Genomic DNA, 18,891 nt, shown 5'->3' with positions numbered 1-18,891 from the left:
AATATGCAGATAACACCGTAATGCTGAGGTAACTAAAATGTGATAAAAAGAAAAGGTTATGTTATCATTTGCTTAATTAAACGATAACATAACCTCTCTTCAGGGTTTTAAATGATTACGGATTTTGCTGTCCGGCCAGGCCAGAATTCGCTTCCATTTCTGCCCGTGGGATTAAAAACTGCCATTTAACATCTCCGGCAGGTATGGTTAAGGTTCCTGCAACAGAAGCCGAAACATAGTTTGGAACAACCGTTCTGTCCAGCGGCAGGTTTAAGCGTTTTAAATCTAGCCACCTGTGGCCTTCTCCCCAAAGCTCAATTCTTCTGTTAAAAAGAATCTCGTTGATTAAGGCCTGTCCTGTATTTACCGAGATTACCGCAGCCGGATCTCTCTGCTTAACCAGGTTAAATAAAACCGTTCTGGCCGCAGCCTCGCTTCCAGGCGTTTTTGCATAAGCTTCGGCTAAAATCAGGTACATTTCTGAAGTCCGCATTAAAGGCACATCGCCTAAAGACGGGCCGCCTACTTCTTTAACCGAAAACTTGCGGCTCATATAAGGTTGACGGGCAAAATTTGTAGCAGGCAATGGGAAATTTACTGTAGTTGGTACAGGCTCCCACATCTTTTTCCGAACATCTGTAGCTGATATCTGATCGTATAATGCCGAATTAATCCTTTTTGGATTTCCACGCATAAAGCTTGTATTTGCATTGTAAGCAATCTGCGCAAAATATGATCCGAATGTATCGCCCTGATCTAATGTTGGCATAGAAGCCCATATAAACTCGCCTAAAGCCGCGTTATTAAAGCCCGCCTGATAATCGGTAACCGACAATAGCGGGTATTGGTTGGCATCTACAATGTCTTTAGCATATTTAATGGCGTTTGGATAATCCTGCATCACCAGGGCCACCCTTGCTCTAATGCCTTTTGCTACCGTAGCACCTGCGTGGGTCTTATTCGAAGCGGTGGCATTAAGTGCAATTGCTGTTTCTAAGTCGCTAACAATTGCTGCATAAACACTTTCTACTGTTGCCCGTGGTTTATTGGTATCGGTTGAGGCCAATAAAAGTGGCACACCAAGCTGGTTGTTTGGTTTCGCTGCTGCATCATAACGTTTACCATAAAGCTGTACCAAACCAAAATACGCGTAACCTCTTAAAGTTAGGGCTTCTGCTTTAACGATGTTTTTATCAGCTGCTGCGCCTGAGGCCTGATCGATATTATCGATGATGTAATTCACATTTCCGATAATCCGGTAATAGGTACGGTACATATACGTTAACAAAGTACTGTTATCGGTACGATGACTAATCCACGATCCTCCATCAGAAGTATACCAGTTTGATGAGGATATACCAATATCTTCACCCATAAAGTCCATGTAAAGCATAATACCACCTACACCGGGCTTGTTTTGCTGCGCATTATCTGGTACGGTGGTAGAACGTTCAAACATATAGCGGTAAACACCATTTAATGCATTTTTTGCATTTGCGGCAGAGGTAAACAGTGCTGAATTATCAACCTGATCTGTCGGTTTTGTATCGAGATAATCTTTTTTACAGGCCGTAATACTCAATAGACTGAAACCTGCAAAAAGTAAATATTTTTTATATTTCATGATCGTATCTTTTATAGTGAAACATTGATTCCGAAACTAATCATCCGCGAAGGCACGTAATTAGTTGTATTTAAACCCGTAAACGATTCGGTCGGATCCATTCCTTTGCGTTTAGATATTAAGCCCAGGTTTTCGCCTGCAGCAAATACCCTAACATTGCTTAATGTTGCGCCTTTAATCCAGCTTTGTGGTAAAGTATAGGATAGATTTATGTTACGGAAAGCGATATAAGAAGCATCGACCAACCAGCGGCTTGATATCCCATTAAATTGGGCTGAGCGTCCAATATCCAATCGTGGTATATCGGTAACCTGGCCAGGTGTCATCCACGAGTTTAATACATCAACATGCAGCGCCGAACCATAGGTGGTGGCCATCAAGCCCTGGTAATTCTGATCAAAGAATTTACCCCCGATCTGGTAAGTGATCAGGAAGGATAAACCAAAGTTTTTATAGTTAAACGTATTGGTAACCGAGCCATATAAATCTGGAATAGCCGTGCCCGAATAATCAGAACGTGCATTATTAATATCGGTGGTTAAAACACGGCCATTTACGGTGCGCAGATTGGTTGTTACACCAGTATTAGGCTCAAATAAGGCTGAACCATCAGCCGGATCTACTCCTGCCCATTGGCGCAGATAATAAGCATAAATGTCGCGCCCCACTTCAAGTCTTTTCGTTCCACTGGTTACGGTTGGCGTTTCTGCCGGCATTTTGGTGATTTTATTTTTTAACCAGGACCAATTGCTTAATATGTTCCAGTTGAAGTTTTCAGATTTCAAAATATCGCCGCTTAATTGCAAATCGATTCCGGTATTGTACATGGAACCAATATTGCGACGGATAGAAGTGATTGGATCAGACAGTGGCTGAGGTACCGCAAACAATAAATTTGATGAACCACGTTTAAAATATTCGATCTCACCTCTCAGGCGGTTTTTAAACAAACCAAAGGCTATCCCCGTATTAAAAGTGTTTACCGATTCCCATTTTAACTCGGGCGTTGCGGCGGTGGCCAATAACAAGCCTGGCTCGCTACCATTGTTCCAGCCTAACTCATAAAAAGCCTGGTAATTGTAATAAAGGCTGTTGTGCTCAACAAGGTTTGCATCAATTAAATTATCATTTCCTACTTCACCATACGAAGCTTTCAGGCGTAAATCACTGATCCAATCCATGTTTCTCATGAAATCTTCTTTGTTAACTGCCCACGATGCACCTGCAGAGAAAAATGTTCCCCATCTTGATTGTGAAGACAAACGCGAAGTACCATCACGACGGATAGAGGCATCTACAAAGTATTTTTCCAAATAGTTATAACCTACTTTACCAAAATAAGATTCTACACGATAAGTATCTTTATATCCTCCGGCATCACTAGGGGTTACAAAATTCGGGAATTCTGTATTTCCATCTAAAATCTGGCTTTGTTTGGTCGCACTTAACCTGCGCCAGTCATAGTCGTAGTTTTCATGTCCGGCCAAAGCATTTACACTATGATTGCCAAATGTTTTGCTGTACGATAAAACCTGGTTAAAGGTATAACTCTGTGTTGGCGTGCTCCGCTTGGTAGATGAACCACCAACGGTACTTCCATCGCCCACAACCGGGTTTCGATATTCGCTGCTATAGGCATTAATAAAATCGATACTAAAGGTTGGTTTAAAAGTAAAATCTTTTAAAAATTTAATCTCGGCATATGCTCTACCGTTAAGGGCAAGCCTACGGCTCTGTACATCGTTTAGCAAAGTTTCATAAATTACATTTCGACCAGCTAAAGCACCTTGTGGCCTGTTAACAGAACCAGGATGTCCGCCGTAGTCATACCATTGCTCGCCAGTGGCGGTTAAAACCGGATTGCCATTGGCATCATAAGCATGTACTGGATAAATAGGACCAATAGTTCTGGCAAAATTGAAAACATTCACAAAAGCCGTGGCACTACCTGTTGAGGCGTCCTGTGCTAAATTTCCGTTCGACAAACTTCCCGACAGGTTTACCCCTGTTTTTAACCAAGGTCGTAATTGAGTATTGGCATTAACACGAACATTAAATCTTTCGAAGTCAGTCTTAATTAAATAACCATTATCCTTCAGGTAATTCATAGAGAAATAATAGTCGGTTTTTTCATTTTTAGCACTCGAGTTCACATTAAACTCAGTACGTTTTCCAACACGAGAAGACTGCTTAAACCAATCGAAGTCATCATAACGCAACTGTGCATTAGGATTCAATTTGCCATCCACACCTACAATCTGATTGTTCGGCACATTAAACGGATTATAGATCAATTGCCCCTGAATGGTATTGGAAGCTTGTGTAGCCGCAGCCGACTCGCTTATACCAGTTCCAGTTGCCGGATATACCAGGCTGTTTTTTAAAGCCTGCCACATTAGGGGGTAATAATCTAAAGCACCTATTCTATCATACTCTGGTATGCCTCTTTTAGAAAAGCCCTGATTATAGGTTGCGTTTAATGTTGGCGTACCGGATTTACCTTTTTTTGTGGTAATGATCACCACGCCATTTGCTGCCCTCGAACCATAAAGTGCTGATGAGGATGCATCTTTTAACAAAGAAATACTTTCAATATCGTTGGCGTTAATGTCGCCAAGCTCACCATCATAAACAGAACCATCTAATACAAAAAGAGGGCTATTCGATGCCGATATAGAACCAAATCCACGGATACGGATGGCCGAACTACTGCCTGGCTGGCCGTTTCCGGAGGTCGTTACCACGCCAGGCGCAACGCCCGACAGCACATTGGTAACATTCGTAATAATCCGGTTATCTAATTGCTTAGCATTTAAAGTAGCCACAGAGCCTGTAATGGCTTCCTTCTTACTTGTTCCATAGGCCACCACAATTACATCCTGCAGGTTTTTAGAAGAGGAGACCATGCGGATATTTAACGTTTCGCCAGTTATTTTTACTTCCTGCTCGGTGTAACCAACATAGCTTAGCACTAAACTCTGTGCATTGGCTGGTACCGAAATCGAAAAGGTTCCTTGCCCGGTGGTTTGGGTCAGTTGTGCGGTCCCTTTTATTTTTATAGATACGCCTGGCAATGGTAAGCCATCATCCGCATCAACCACTTTTCCGGTAATTGTTCTATTTTGCGCTAAAGCGTTTAAATAAGACAAAACCGTCACCATTAAAATCAATAGTAATTTTTGTTTCATGTCTGGGAATAAATAGTTAGTAATTAATTAGTTCTGTAGGTTCTTAGCAGATGTGCACGAAACCAAATCAATAAGCAATTTAGGCGCTGTGAAAATCCAAAAATGTGCGAAAATCACCATTCTGGACAGAAGGAGGCTTTAAACGCAAAAAAGCAAACCCCAATCCTGGCAGTTTGCTTTTTAATCATTATTAACCTAAACAGGAAAAAACTTCTACAAATTGTCCTGCAAGAGCTTCAAAAATAGTTTCATCCTAACATTCTAAATATGCAGAAATCACTATTTATACTTTAGTTCAACCTACTCTTTCTATATTTTAGCGGGGTAATATTGAACGTGTGTTTAAATAACCTGATGAATGAACTTGGGCATTCAAATCCTACTAAACCTACTATCTCATTTAAGGAATAAGTGGTGGTTTGTAATAGTTTTTTAGCCCGGTTTAATCTTAAATGCACTAAAAACTGGTATGGGCTAATTTCATATGCTTCTTTAAAGGTTCTTAGCAAATGGTTAACCGATAAACATGCCTGTTCGGCAATATTTTCTAATGTTATATTTTGATTATAATTACTGCTAATGTATTCTTTAGCGAGTGTTAATCTTTTTAAAACCTCTTCGCGGGTTTTTGTTTTGATAAAGCTGAGTTTATCTAATTTCTGAGCCACCTCCTTATCATAAATTTTATAATAGTTTAAAAGGCAGTGGTACAGGTACTCATTAATCAGCATTTCGTCTTTCAAACCTTTATCGAGCTGGCTTTTTAAATGCAGTACATTAAAGCGCATATCGCCAGAAAACGGATAAAGCGATTCGATAAACGGAGGTGTTTCCCGGGCTTCTTTTCCGGCAAGTAAACTTTCGTTGCTGTTTGAAAAAGTATGATGAAAATCTTTAATAAAATTTTCGCCAAAGGAAACCGAAAATGTATTTACAGGACTTATCGAATCGATTTTGCTGCTAAAATTTGTACCGGCATTTACCACGGCAAAAGTATCGGGATAAATGCTAAACTTACGTTTGTTAATTTCGCAGTCTTCGGTGCCGTTAAAAACAAATTTAATGGTATAAGCATCATTCTGTTGCTCGTAAAGCGCCTCACAGGTGCTTTCGCTTATAATTTTATTCCTATTGCTTAATTCTTTTACGTATCTCATAACATTAATCCTCATTATAGTTACGCTGCTCCAATATGATGAAATGATTACCATAAGGATCAGAAAATTCGATACTTAAACCCTCACTTAAGTAAGCTGGTCTATTTTTAAAAACAACCCCTCTCGATTTTAGCCTGCAATAATCTTCTAAACAATCATCACTGCTTAATACAATTTTATTGGTCTGGTTTTGATGCTTCCGTTCTGACAGGAAAATATTGGTCTCATGATCTGCCTTTACCATGATTCCTTTTTCCTGTTCAGAAATCATTGTCGATTCTGTAGGCATGCCCAAACAGTTGGCATAGAATGCATCTGCATCATTTAGCTGCGTTACTTGCACATAAAAGAATTTTGCAGATTGGTTCATTGCCTTGTTTAATTGTATGATGTAAAATTAAACTGAAATTGAACCCGAAGGATCACCCAAAAAGGGTGATTTTCGCATTATTTTTTAGCAGGAAATGGGTATAGATTAAATAAAGCGCTTTTCTTTGGCTGTTTTAATCGCTTCTGATTTTGAATTTACATCGAGTTTGATGTAAATATTTTTCACATGGCTCCTTACCGTTTCCTGGTCGATAAAGAGATCGTTTGCGATTTGAGATTTTGTTTGTCCGTTTGCAATCCGATCTAATATTTCGGTTTCGCGTTTAGTTAAAGGAGAATTGAGGTTTTTCTGAAAAGAATGCATAACAATGCGCGCTACATTGGTACTCATGGCGCCTCCACCTGTACTCACCTCTCTTACTGCATCTATAATTTTTGAGGCACTCGAATTTTTGGTGAGGTAACCACCGGCGCCCATGGTTAAGGCTTCGAAAACCAATTCGGGCGAATCGAAAACGGTAAGGATAATAATATTTGCAGTAGGTAAGGTTTTTTTGATAAAAGGCAAAGCCTGCAGTCCATTGGTGCCAGGCATCTGGATATCGAGCAAAATCACATCAGGATGATCGGCTTCTAAGTGTTTCCTGGCCAAATCGTACGAAGCATAAGCATTTACGACTACAAAATCGTCTACATCGCTTAATAACGATTCATAACCCATTCTTAAAATATCGTCGTCTTCGATTAGAACAATTCGTAAATTCTGGCTCATTTTTGTGGTTGGTTTTAATTAAGACGCTTTTAGTGCTATTTTGTAACAGGAATTCTGGTAGAAATTGTTGTGGTGGTACCTTTCCCCTTAACAGAAGAAATTTGGAAGGTCGATTTTATGCGTTTGCAGCGTGTTTGAATGTTGTTTAGTCCTCTTCCTTTTTGTACCGTTTCAATATCAAAACCCGCTCCGTCATCTGTTGTCAGGATGTTTACCGTATCATGATCAGTTTCAATAACCATAATCAACACCTGGCTTGCTTTAGCATGCTTTAATACATTATTCAGCATTTCCTTAAAAATTAACGTGAGGTTTCGGTTAAACTCCATCGACAGGTGTAGTTTTTGGTATTTACTTAATACTCCTTCCATTTTAAATGTAACGCCGGTATTTTGGAAAAGGTCTACACCAAAATTTTTAATATGCATTAATATTTCAAATAGATTATCGCTATGTGGATCTAATGCCCAAAGGATATCTTTAGTTCCGGTATACAAAAGGCCGGCATTCTCTCTGATTAAGCGGATCAGTTCTTTTTGCTCTTTTTCAGCTCCGGATACCTTTTTATCCAAAATTTCTGACAAAACATTAATCCTGGTTAATTTATTGCCAATATCATCATGAAAATCCTCGGCAGTTTGTTTTCTTATTTTTTCCTGTTCTTTTAGCTTTAACTTCTCGAACTGGTGTTTTTTACGCTCTCTTGTTTTAAAAATCAGGTAAAAAATAAGCCAGATTAGAAATATAAGCACCAAAAAGGCGATGATTTTAAATATAACGGTATCATAATATGGCGGCACAATGGTAAAGCTAAACTGCTCTATATTCGATTGCTGACCATTTGCAATGGCATAAACCTGGAAGGTATAACTTCCCGGCCTTATGGCCGAATATTCGATTTCCGTATTGGGTACAGGTTTACTGAAATCGTTATCTACTCCAACCAGTTTGTAGCGATAAAGTACGCTTTCGGGATTGGTGAGATAAACCCCTTTAAAACTTATCGAAATGTGGTTTTGACTGTAGTTCAGTTTATAAAATTTATGCCCTATTTTGCTTAGGTCTATTGAAATATCTTTTGCACGATCATTTTTATGAAAAACACTTACCTGTTGAATATGGATAAAAGGGTTCTTTTTGTTCTCAGTAGTCGGATTGGTTTTACATTGAATGAGTCCGTTTATAGTGCCCACCAATATGCTGTTTTTGTAATTGATAATGGCGTTTTGATTACACTCCACAATTAGGGGATGATCTCTAAACACCTCATAACTTTGCTGCTGTTTATTAAAAGTTAGTTTGTTAATCCCCCGCCCTGTTCCGGCCCATAAATTATTTTTCTTATCGGTTGCCAGGCTATAAATATCATTTGAGTTTAGTCCATTGGCAACAACATAACGCTTAATGGCTTTTGTTTTTAAATTCCAGGTAATAATCCCATCACCAAGCGTGGCAAAAATTAAATTATCATGATGTTTTATAATGCTCAGTACGTAAACATTGCTGAGCGATTTGATGTGAAAGGTTTTATCTATTTTTTTGTTTTTGATGAGCGTAATGCCATTTGAGGTACCAAGAAATACGCTATCCTTGGTCAAAGGGTAAATACAAGATAAATAGCCATCAAACCCACTGATTCGTTCGGTTTTCCCATCCTTTAAATAAGTAGTCCACATGAGTCCGTTTATCCAGATTCCACCTTCCTCGTCTTCAGCTATCGCGCTGTTATCAAATCGCTCTGGCTTTAATACCTGGCTAAATTTCTGTCCGTTGTATTTCCAAATACCCTGGCCATAGGTAGAAAACCAAACGTTTTTTGCTCTATCGGCATAAACGAAGTAGATTTTTTTATCCTTAAAAGCGGGGATATCGACATTTTGTACATCTTTACCATCGTACTTAAAAACACCCTTGTTAAAAGTGCCAAACCAGAGGTTGTCGTTTTTATCGGCTGCTATTCCGCTTATTGGATAAGCCAGGTTCTTGCCTTTAAACCTGTTGTACCTGATGAAAGCATCGCCTTCATATTTGTAAATGCCATCACTAAAACAAGATATCCAGATATTATTTTCGGCATCGCTAAATATTTCATTTACCTGGTTATCGCTCAATCCATTTTCTCCGTTAAAATTAATGACTGCCCCGGTTTTATTGATGAAATAAGCCCCTTTTTCAGAACCTACCCACATATTTCCACGATGATCCTGCGCGATGGAATAATAGGTATCAATACCAGCTTTTTTAAAAAATGGTTTAACTATTCCATTCTCCAGTACATAAATTCCACTACGATAGGTTAAGAGATAAATTTTGTTCTTTACCGTTTTATCAAATAAAATCTTCCGGATCGATAAAGTATTGATGGCTGGCGGTAACTCCTGGTAGATTGCCCAATTGTTATTTTTTAATTGATAAATCCCGCTTCCTGATACTACAGCATATAGGTTTCCAGAACTGTCGCTGTTTATGGTATGGATATTTTTACCGGCGATGGAATAAGAAATAATTTTATCCTTTACAATTTTGAAAAGTTTATGTTCACTTATTCCCCAAATAACACCCTCTTTGTCTTTAAGCAAATGGCTTACCCCTTTACCTGAAAACAGGGTGCTTATTTTTCCGCGCTTCAGGATGCTAATGCCCGTTTCGGTGCCAAAAAATACCTGACCTTGGTTATCTTCTGCAATGCAGTTTACGGAGTTCGATCCTAATCCATCAGCTTTGCTATACGAGGTAAATTGCCTGCCGTCAAAATTACTTACCCCGCCAAAAGTGCCAAGCCAGAGCGTCCTGTCTTTTGCCTGAAAAATTACCATTACCTGCGACTGAGGCAAGCCATCCTTCAGGCTGTAATTGGTAAAATTATAGCTTTGGGCCGATAGCTTCAGGCTAAAAAGCAAAATGAAAGAAACTATGAAATTTATCTTGATTATAGACAGTTTACTGCACATGTAATACAAAATAAGCATAATTTCTTTCAAAAGCCATCCCCCTTTTTGGGGGATATTTTTTATGCGTTGCCCATGTATGGGTCGGTTTGGGTAATTTCTCCGGTTTCTATTTTACCGGCATAACGGTGTTTAAAGGTAATATTACCCGTCTGTACAATACTGAAGTCGTACCAGTTCGCGTTTTTAGCCAGATTAAATGAAATATTGCTGCTCGATTTTGGCTTAATTGTTACGGTTTTAATCCCCGATTTGTATTTGTTATCTACAATTTGGAGTGTAACTAAAGCAGCGCCTTTGTTCTCTATAGCGAAAACCAGGGTACCTGTTAATTTTTTGGACACCAAACCTCCTTGCTCCGGATATGCTTTTACCACAATGGAAGGATTTTTTTTGCTGCCTGTAAAATGCCTGTAAAAACCATTAGGACCGCTTACTGTCAGGTCATAAACTTCGTTATCAAAATCATCCAGTTTAATGCTGTCTTTTAACACATCACCAGCCTTCACTGCATAGGCCCATGTTTTGCCCACAACACCTTTAAATTTGGCAATGGTATTCATGTTGAAAGGCGCACCAACCGTTTCTGTTTCACTACCGAACAAGGTTTTTGCCGATTGAAAAGTAAGTGCGATTTCATTATTAACCAGATTGGCATCAACCATTAAATGATAAGGTAAGGCACAGGCGTGTTTTGTTCCGTTTTCCTGTTTAGGTGCATGGTTAGATGTTTCAGGAGAAAAGGATTCGAATTTATTTATTTTTGCAACATCGGTTTTATTAAGTGCGGTAGGCCCAACCTGTGCGGGTTTATTTTTAGCATTACCGATATTAGTTACCACAACATCACGTTTTAATGGTTCCGGAGATTTGATTTCCTCTCCGTTATATGGTCTAAATACGGAGGTTAAATCGCCACATATATTTCTTCGCCAATCGCTAATGTTATTGCTTTTAATGGCTTTACCTGTTTTTTTAGCCAGCCATTTTTCCATAAACATTAATGATGAGGTATGGTCGAAAACCTGCGAGTTTACAAAACCACCCTTGCTCCAGGGTGAGGCAATAACTAATGGAACACGATAGCCCAAGCCGATCGGACTTCCTTTTCTTGATTCAAAATCGGTAGCATAGTTTATGCCTTCAGATACCTTTCCGCTGGTTGAATCATCAGGGTTTGGCACCACGAAAGGGGGCTGATGATCGAAGTAACCATCATTTTCATCGTAGGTTAAAACAAAAATTGTTTTTTTCCAAACCTCTGGGTTTTTAGTTAAGATATCCAGGGCTTCGCTCACATACCAGGTTCCGTACAGAGGAGAACTGGTGTGATCAGAAAAACGCTGAGGCGCAACCAGCCACGAAACCGTTGGTAATTTTCCGCTGTCTACATCTTTTCTAAACTGGTGAAAAATATCGCCCTTAGGCACATTAATGGTTTCAGACTTACCCTGGTCATTTTTAAAGGTAAACGGTTCAAGATCGAGATAATCTTTTTGAGAAATGTTCGTAGTAAATGCTTTATCTACTAAGTTTTTTTCCTTTTGAGATAATTTATCGTATTTCTCCTGAACCTCTTTTGCGGTTAATGCAGGTTTAACGGTGTTATCGCCATTTTTTCTAAAGTAGGCCGATAATTTAACATTGTGCCTGCTGATGTACTCAACCGGATTATCACCATAATTACCCAACCAATCATCTATTTCACCTTCCGGGAGTTTGGAGGTCCACAGTTCATTTTGGTAAATGCGCCAATCGATACCATTATCTTCTAATGTTTCCTGAAAGGTTGGCCAATCGACGAATACATTATTTTGCGATTCGGCCTGATCGTTGTTTACCACTGCAACCCGGTTGGCGCTTTTTTCTCCGCGAACGGTTCCTGTAAAAAAGAACAGTCTGTTTGGTGTTGTTCCGGTTAACGATGAGCAAAAATGCTGATCGCAAATGGTAAAAGCATCGGCCATGGCATAATAGAACGGAATATCATTCCGATCATAATAAGCCAATGTCATGGGTGTTTTAACCGGCAGCCATTTATCGTAACGGCCACCATTTCTTGCAGCAACCTGGTCATTCCACGAATGGGGTAAACCACCTTGCCAGGTGATTTTCGTTTTGTTAATGTCGACATGAAAGGGTGCATAGGTATATCCCTGACCATCTTTTTGCAACCAAACTTTGTTTCCATCAGGTTGAATGTGTGGGTGGGGATCATTAAATCCGCGAACACCTTTCATTTTACCGAACATATGGTCGAAGGACCTGTTTTCCTGCATCAGGAAAACGATATGCTCTGCGTCGTAAAATGTACTACCCGGTTCAGGGTTAATTGACATGGCTTTTAGCACCGAACTGGGCAAGGTATTGGCCATACCAGTGGCTCCGGCAAACAAGGCCGCTTTTTTTAGAAATTCTCTACGTGAGTCCATAAATTATACAATATAGCTTAGATACCGCAAGTTATAGTTTTCAGTTAGCATTTTTCAGTTGACAGTTAAATTTATAGCTCAAGTTAGTCCGAAGTCCTTAGTCAATTTAACTAAGCACCATGACTGATCAAACTATAAACCATCATCTATCTCCTCTTCCATTACTTCTGAAATACCCTCACATAATCCACTTTCATTGTTGCGGGGAAAATAGATTCATCTACGCCTTTTTGTCCACCCCAACCGCCACCTACGGCTACATTTAAAATAATGTGGAAGTTTTGATCGAATGGCCAGTCGCCGGATCCTTTTTTGGTGTTCTTAAACGTGAGGTATTTTTGATTGTCGATAAAGAATTCGATCCGATCGGCATACCATTCTACCGCATAAATATGATATTCGGTATAAGGATGATCAACCTTTAAAGCCTTGCCAACCTGCGTTTTTATGACATGGTTAAACTTTTCGGTATGTACCGTTCCATGAACACTATCCGGATCATAACCCACATGTTCCATAATATCAATTTCACCGCTTTTTGGCCAGCCACCATATTTCCAATCAGTTGGTAAAGCCCATATTGCAGGCCATAAGCCCCTGCCTTTGGGTAACATAGCGCGGACTTCTACCCTTCCATATTTAAAATCGAATTTATTTTTCGTGACTAATCTGGCCGAAGTATAATGGTTGTTTTCCTTATCTGCTTTTACAGCAGTAATATTCAGATTCCCTTTTTTTACAACGGCATTCGTACTGTCGGCATCGGTATAATATTGAAGTTCGTTATTGCCCCAACCCTTTCCGCCAACATCATAACTCCAGTTTTTTGTTAAAGGTAATCCGGCATCGTTAAATTCATCAGCCCACTTCAGTTTCCAGCCTGTTGCAACTGGTGTTTTTTTAAGTTCTTCGAAAGTTAATTCTGGCTCATTGGTGGTAATGTAATCAACCTGGTGTGCCAAAAGCCATTGAATTTCGGGAACTGTATTTACCGTCCAGGCGTTTACCGTTAATCCTAATTTGTGGGCATTTTCGATCCACCCATCTTTTTGGTAAACGCTAAAATGATAGTCAACACCGGTTAATTTATCGGCTTTCATTTGTTCGGCACTGATTTCACCTTTTAAATAAGCCACTTTTGCTTTCGGCATTAATGCTAAAATGCGTTTGCAATAATCGTAGTCGAAACTGATGTACTCTGTCCACTCCACTACCCCGAGTTTCTGAACCATTTCAACACATTTATTGGTCACCTCAATTCCCCGGTCTTTGCTGATTAACGAAGGTTTGATCTCTAAAATCAGTTTAGTGGTTCTTTGCTTTTTACCCGCCAATAAATAGGCTTCGAGTGTTGGGATCTTTTCGCCATTACTCATCGTTTTGGTCAATAAATCAGCATAATTTACTTTTTCGATAACCAAACCCTGAAATTCAGGATCGTGATTAATGACCAAAACATTGTCTGCGGTCATCCATACATCGAATTCCGAACCATAACAACCCAACTTTACTGCTTCGTTTAAAGAGGCTATTGAATTTTGAGGGAAATTATTTTTCTTCCATGCGCCACGGTGGGCAATTACCTGGTTTTTATTCCAGTTAAATTTTTGAGCAAATGAGGCAGTAAAAATGAACAACATTAGTGCAGAAATAAATACTCGTTTCATATTTTGGTTTTATGATGATTGACCTGAAAATCATGATTGTCCCATCTCCATTGAAAATAATTTTATGGGATGAAAGATCAAAAGTAGATTTTTAGCCCGAATACAAAATAAAGTTAATGTAACCATTATATGAACAAAAACAAAAAGCTTACCCATCCAGATAAGCTTTTCGATCATTAACTATTTAACATGCACCCCTTCTACAAGGTGTAATTCTTATTTATTCAGAACCGGTTTCATTAACGGATTCTGTTTTCATTTTATACTTACTGGCATAGGTAGCAGCCATTTTCATAAATCTGTTATAAGCGGCTTCGTCCTGCGCGCGTTTATTTACAGCCGCAGCTGTTTTCATAAACTCAAGACCACTATCATCTGTAACAATGGCATCAGCCCATTTACAAAAGAGCTTCACCACTTCCGGAGTAAAACCGTTTTTAACCAATAATGTGCTATAAAGCGCATTGAAGTGATATTGGTATAAAACAGGATTTTTTATAGCGAATTTCAGAAAACCTACGGTATCTTTTTTCATCGCCAGGAAGTATTTATTTCCCAAAGTTTGCAGGCATATTTTCCATGTTTTTTCTGTGAAATATTTTTTCTGCCCCCCTAAAAAGTCTTCAAAAGCAGCATCATTCAAATTTGTTTTTAGTGCTTTAGCCAACTTGAGGTTTAAGCCATAATCGATCACAGGCTGCAATACATCGGCTCCATAAAGCGATACAAAACCATTGTAATCAGCAAAGATGGTTTCAATAGCCTTTTCGTCTGCCGATCTGGTAACCAGATAAGGCAACAAGGCATTTTCGGCTTTAAAGTTTTTTAAAGTATCGCTATAGGTTGCTAAGATAGCTGGAGTTATTCCCTTCCGGGTTTTACAGAATTCTACATAAAACGAGGGATATTTTTTCTCGTCATATTGTGTAGAAAAACCAGCTAAAAACTGCTGTTGATTTGCTTTTTGACGTGCATCGGTAAACAAGGCGAGCAAATTCCCCGGATCTTTATAGCCCGATGATGAGCTTATTAGTTTCCCATCGCCATTTAAGACTAAAAAAGTAGGGAAGCCATTTAAAATATGCTGCACTTTTAAGGTATCGCCAAGTTTATCCTTAAAAATATCTACTTTGAGCATCAGGAAATTTTTATTCATTTCGGCTTTAACCAGCTCGTTTGGAAAAACATTTTCGTCCATTTGAGCACATGGGATGCAGCCTGTGAAATAACAATCAACAAAAATGAGTTTGTTTTCTTTTTTGGCTTGTTTTAATACACTGTTTAAGGATTGATTTTGTGCCAGACAGCCTATAACAGCGAACATCAGGCAAATGGTATGGATTATTTTTTTCATAAATCTATTTTTTAGTTATTGAAATATTTTGTTTCACTCCATTTACAGTGTAGACCATTTTGAAGATTTTACCTGATGGAGCACTTAAAACCGAAAGCATTTTTTTGCTGTCTTTAAGCAGAACTGATGCGGCGACGCCATCAATACTTTCAATTGTCTGCCCTGCTTTTATTGGTTCACTTTCCACCGGAGCAACTACACTTAACAGTTTTAATTTTCCATCCTGATCGAAGCCGAATAAATAAGCGCCCAAAACAAAATCGTTTGGAAAGTTAATGGTATGGTTAGGCACAAAATGGATTTCCTTTTTCTGCAGGTTAATGGTGAAGTTGTAACGCCCAATGGTCCTGATGCCAATTGATCCATCAAAACCCGGATTCCAGTTTTCACTCTGACCACCGCCTGCCATCAGGGTAACCGGAAAATCGGTTAGCTTAGGCATCTTTGAAAAAGAAAATGATGCTGCCCGGCCACTGTAGGTAGGTGTACTGATGCCCATACTGGTTGTGGTACCATTATATTCGGGTTTAAAACCACTTACTAATAGTTTATTCTTTTTTACGAATGGCCTGAAACAAATCAGGTTGTAAGACGCACCGGTATCGAAAACAAATTCACCGCTATTAGCTTGTCCGGGCATTACACTAACCTCGCTTGGGATAATAAACAAACCCGCCGGAACGGTTACTTGCACAGAAGTTCCCTGGTCCTGATATTCATAATCGCCGAAATTGTAGAGCGAAAGTTCTTTTTTATCAAAATCTACCTTGGTGATGTAGTTTTTGGCAATGCTGTTTCCAATAATCCCGTCAGTTCCCTTGTGCATTTCGGGGAAAATGGCAAAACTTTGGTTTTTTAGCTTAAAAGTATCGAGCTGAATGGTATTTCCTTCTGAAACCGATATCTGCATATTGCCTCCAACAACGGAGGTGTTCTGCTGTCGGCTGGCTTTTATGCCCACAGAATCGGCAAGGGCTTTGGTAATGGCCATTCCATCTGCACCGGTATCGAAAAGCAATTTTAATGGTCTTTGGTTATTGTTTACCTTAACCGTTAAAATGATAGCGCCATCGTGCACTTCGAAAGGGATTTTAGCAACCAATACCGATTTTTTATACCAGTTCATGCCATAGCGTTGATCGAAAATATCAGTGTAAAGGATTTTATACTGCGCATCGGTATAAATGGAACTTTCTTTACCTGCTTTTCCTTTGTTAAACGGTATCACGGTAAGCTGAACATTTCCATTCTGTTTTACCTCGTTTTTCAATTGAAGCGAATCGCAGGCGTAACGTTCCAAAATCGCTTTTAACATTCTATCGGTTGATGGTCTGGAGTAAGCGGCAATAGAAAAATTGCTACCTAAGTTTTCCATTATGGGATCGATAGATTTTTGAGCGAACATTTTGTTCATGCTTTCGATTATCGTTTTCGCGTTTTGTCCCTGCACGTTTAGTGCCGATACCAAGACGCCCAAAAACAGTATTGCTTTAATTTTCATTTTATCTGAGTAGGTGGATTTAAAATCCATAAATTTTTTCGAGGGCCAGGTCAATATCATCAGTAGCACTCGAGGTAATACGGAGTATTATTTTACCCTCGCTGCTGAGCAGTATCTTGGTTGGAAAAGCCATAATGTTATAGTCTTTTACCAGATTCTGCTTATCCATATCCTCATTATTAAGCACATTGATGTAAGGTAATGCATCCTCTGCGATGGCTTTAAGCCAAAGCCCTCTTGCCTCTTCAAGATTCTTTTTCTGCTCTTGTGCAATGGCTATAATTTCAAAACCTTTGGATTGGTATTTTGCGTATAATGCCTTAAGATGTGGGTTACTGGCCCGGCAAGGCCCGCACCAGCTGCCCCAAAAATCGAGCAGCACAGTCTTTCCCTTAAAATCAGCCAAATTGATGGTTTTGCCGTGATTATCGGTTTTCTGAAAACCAATGGCATCCGACCCTTCAGGTGTAGTACTTATTTTTTTGATGTACGCCTTGATTCTCTCTGCAATAGGATGGTTTTTATATTTGGACGATAAACTGTTCCACGTGGAAATAAAATCGCCTGCGGTATACAGGTTTTGCATTCGGGTTAATAAAAATACAGAAGCAAAGGCATCCGGATGGTTTTTAACAAAGTCGCGCTTTACGTTAACCAACTTTCTGTTAATTGCAGTGGCCTCCGCACTAAGTGCCTTTGATTGCGCCGCATTAGTGTTTTTTTCTCCATTAAAAAGCAACTGCATAATTTCATAATTACGCATTTCTTCCTTTTTTACCAGCTGTTTATAGTTGTCAAACACATTGTTTTCTTCATCTCCACTTACTTTAGCAAACTGAACTAATAAGGCATCGCCAGTTATTTTAATCCCTTTATCAAAAACAAACAGATCGAGCACGGGCGATGGATTCGAAAAGGTTTTGTCCTTGCTTGTAGCGTTTACCCCCCTTAATATCGAAACGTCAAACCGTGCGATAGCCGGCCTCTGCAAGCGGGGCACTTTTAAAGAAAAAATATCGTTAATGGCATTTGCTCTGTAACTTCTCGATACACCAGCATCATCAGCAAAAGAAATCCAAACCGATTTATTTCCCAGGCCTTTAAGCTGCCCGCTAATTTGTATACTATCATTCTGGCAATAGGCTTTGGGTAAAAAAAAGAGCAAAAGCGTAGCCAGCAATAGTTTTTTTATTGTTATCATAGAAGTAAGAAAATGTAAAAAGCTTTGCCGCCGATATAGCGGCAAAGCAATGACCTAATTGGCCAAAGTTTTTTGTAATAATGCTTTTAACTCTGGCTGAGAAGGGCGTGGTGAATCAACGGTTACAATTTTGCCCTGTTTATCGAAAACCAAAAAACGGGGAATGGTATTAATTTTATAATATTTAGAAAACTCATTAGCTGGTCCGCCGGCAAAAAGCTGTAAGCCGCCCAAATTTTCATCTTTGATCATTTTAAGCCACTTTTCTTTATCCTTTTCTGCATCGGTAGATAAACTGATAATCTGTACATCTGTCCCTTTCATCTCCTCTTCTAACTTCTTTAGAAATGGAATTTCAGCCTTGCAAGGTCCACACCATGTTGCCCAGGTATCAACCAACACTACTTTTCCTTTAAAATCTTTCATGCTATGCATTTTACCATTGTTATCTGCATAAGAAAATTCGTAAGCATCGGTACCTGGTTTATAGGTTAATAAAGGGTTCATTATGTTGCTGCTACGTTCTTTTTGTGCTTTGGTAATCACGTATTTATCATATTTTGCCATTAAGGTTTGATAATCACCTATTGTTTTATAACTGGCAGCATTTTCTAAAGCCAAATCACCCTTTAAAGTATCATTTGGAAGATAAGAAGCAAAAATATCCACGCCCTCTACCCCTCTTTTATAGGCTTTGCCATCCTGACGCATATTTAC

12 protein-coding genes are annotated in these 18,891 nt (G+C 39.1%); all 12 read right to left on the bottom strand.

Translation table 11 applies throughout. The features are described from left to right. Positions 1 to 115: 115 nt before the first annotated feature. The 12 genes from AC07YT_RS12815 to AC07YT_RS12760 all read right to left on the bottom strand — a co-directional run bounded on the left by AC07YT_RS12815 (position 116) and on the right by AC07YT_RS12760 (position 18,885). On the bottom strand, positions 116 to 1,624 hold the full coding sequence (locus AC07YT_RS12815; RefSeq protein WP_086548497.1) for a RagB/SusD family nutrient uptake outer membrane protein: 1,509 nt from the start codon (positions 1,622 to 1,624) through the stop codon (positions 116 to 118). Between the two features lie 11 nt (positions 1,625 to 1,635). Further along, positions 1,636 to 4,812 (bottom strand): SusC/RagA family TonB-linked outer membrane protein, encoded by a 3,177-nt coding sequence (locus AC07YT_RS12810; protein WP_086548496.1) that lies wholly within the window; start codon positions 4,810 to 4,812, stop codon positions 1,636 to 1,638. Between the two features lie 290 nt (positions 4,813 to 5,102). Further along, positions 5,103 to 5,969 carry a helix-turn-helix transcriptional regulator gene (locus AC07YT_RS12805; RefSeq protein ID WP_478357718.1) on the bottom strand — a complete coding sequence of 289 codons (867 nt, stop codon included), beginning with the start codon at positions 5,967 to 5,969 and terminating at the stop codon, positions 5,103 to 5,105. Positions 5,970 to 5,973: 4 nt separating this feature from the next. Beyond that, complete coding sequence (locus AC07YT_RS12800; protein ID WP_086548494.1) at positions 5,974 to 6,339, bottom strand: VOC family protein; 366 nt, start codon at positions 6,337 to 6,339, stop codon at positions 5,974 to 5,976. A 105-nt stretch (positions 6,340 to 6,444) separates the two neighbouring features. Next, the gene (locus AC07YT_RS12795; protein WP_086548493.1) at positions 6,445 to 7,071 is read right to left on the bottom strand and encodes a response regulator; all 627 of its coding nucleotides are present in this window, start codon (positions 7,069 to 7,071) and stop codon (positions 6,445 to 6,447) included. Positions 7,072 to 7,106: 35 nt separating this feature from the next. Continuing rightward, the gene (locus AC07YT_RS12790) at positions 7,107 to 9,971 is read right to left on the bottom strand and encodes a ligand-binding sensor domain-containing protein (RefSeq protein WP_494945343.1); all 2,865 of its coding nucleotides are present in this window, start codon (positions 9,969 to 9,971) and stop codon (positions 7,107 to 7,109) included. 110 nt (positions 9,972 to 10,081) lie between these two features. After that, positions 10,082 to 12,451 carry a phosphocholine-specific phospholipase C gene (locus AC07YT_RS12785; protein WP_086548491.1) on the bottom strand — a complete coding sequence of 790 codons (2,370 nt, stop codon included), beginning with the start codon at positions 12,449 to 12,451 and terminating at the stop codon, positions 10,082 to 10,084. A gap of 161 nt (positions 12,452 to 12,612) precedes the next feature. Then, on the bottom strand, positions 12,613 to 14,118 hold the full coding sequence (locus tag AC07YT_RS12780; protein ID WP_086548490.1) for a glycerophosphodiester phosphodiesterase family protein: 1,506 nt from the start codon (positions 14,116 to 14,118) through the stop codon (positions 12,613 to 12,615). Positions 14,119 to 14,338: 220 nt separating this feature from the next. Continuing rightward, positions 14,339 to 15,472 carry a thioredoxin family protein gene (locus tag AC07YT_RS12775; protein ID WP_086548489.1) on the bottom strand — a complete coding sequence of 378 codons (1,134 nt, stop codon included), beginning with the start codon at positions 15,470 to 15,472 and terminating at the stop codon, positions 14,339 to 14,341. 4 nt (positions 15,473 to 15,476) lie between these two features. Next, positions 15,477 to 16,973: a retropepsin-like aspartic protease gene (locus tag AC07YT_RS12770; RefSeq protein ID WP_494945342.1), complete on the bottom strand. Its 1,497-nt coding sequence runs from the start codon at positions 16,971 to 16,973 to the stop codon at positions 15,477 to 15,479. A gap of 19 nt (positions 16,974 to 16,992) precedes the next feature. Then, the gene (locus tag AC07YT_RS12765; protein WP_086548487.1) at positions 16,993 to 18,174 is read right to left on the bottom strand and encodes a TlpA family protein disulfide reductase; all 1,182 of its coding nucleotides are present in this window, start codon (positions 18,172 to 18,174) and stop codon (positions 16,993 to 16,995) included. A 54-nt stretch (positions 18,175 to 18,228) separates the two neighbouring features. Further along, on the bottom strand, positions 18,229 to 18,885 hold the full coding sequence (locus tag AC07YT_RS12760; RefSeq protein ID WP_494945341.1) for a TlpA family protein disulfide reductase: 657 nt from the start codon (positions 18,883 to 18,885) through the stop codon (positions 18,229 to 18,231). Positions 18,886 to 18,891: the final 6 nt, after the last annotated feature.

It is taken from the genome of Pedobacter sp. GW460-11-11-14-TSB4, assembly GCF_059423705.1.
Note: the sequence above shows the minus strand (reverse complement) of the source record. Positions and strands in the feature narration are given on the sequence as shown.

Excerpts from the sequence above, each read along its gene's own strand:
- AC07YT_RS12815 (WP_086548497.1), bottom strand. The coding sequence starts at position 1,624 with ATGAAATATAAAAAATATTTACTTTTTGCAGGTTTCAGTCTATTGAGT.
- AC07YT_RS12805 (WP_478357718.1), bottom strand. The coding sequence starts at position 5,969 with ATGAGATACGTAAAAGAATTAAGCAATAGGAATAAAATTATAAGCGAA.
- AC07YT_RS12770 (WP_494945342.1), bottom strand. The coding sequence starts at position 16,973 with ATGAAAATTAAAGCAATACTGTTTTTGGGCGTCTTGGTATCGGCACTA.
- AC07YT_RS12800 (WP_086548494.1), bottom strand. The coding sequence starts at position 6,339 with ATGAACCAATCTGCAAAATTCTTTTATGTGCAAGTAACGCAGCTAAAT.
- AC07YT_RS12775 (WP_086548489.1), bottom strand. The coding sequence starts at position 15,472 with ATGAAAAAAATAATCCATACCATTTGCCTGATGTTCGCTGTTATAGGC.
- AC07YT_RS12795 (WP_086548493.1), bottom strand. The coding sequence starts at position 7,071 with ATGAGCCAGAATTTACGAATTGTTCTAATCGAAGACGACGATATTTTA.
- AC07YT_RS12760 (WP_494945341.1), bottom strand. The coding sequence starts at position 18,885 with ATGCGTCAGGATGGCAAAGCCTATAAAAGAGGGGTAGAGGGCGTGGAT.
- AC07YT_RS12780 (WP_086548490.1), bottom strand. The coding sequence starts at position 14,118 with ATGAAACGAGTATTTATTTCTGCACTAATGTTGTTCATTTTTACTGCC.
- AC07YT_RS12810 (WP_086548496.1), bottom strand. The coding sequence starts at position 4,812 with ATGAAACAAAAATTACTATTGATTTTAATGGTGACGGTTTTGTCTTAT.
- AC07YT_RS12765 (WP_086548487.1), bottom strand. The coding sequence starts at position 18,174 with ATGATAACAATAAAAAAACTATTGCTGGCTACGCTTTTGCTCTTTTTT.
- AC07YT_RS12785 (WP_086548491.1), bottom strand. The coding sequence starts at position 12,451 with ATGGACTCACGTAGAGAATTTCTAAAAAAAGCGGCCTTGTTTGCCGGA.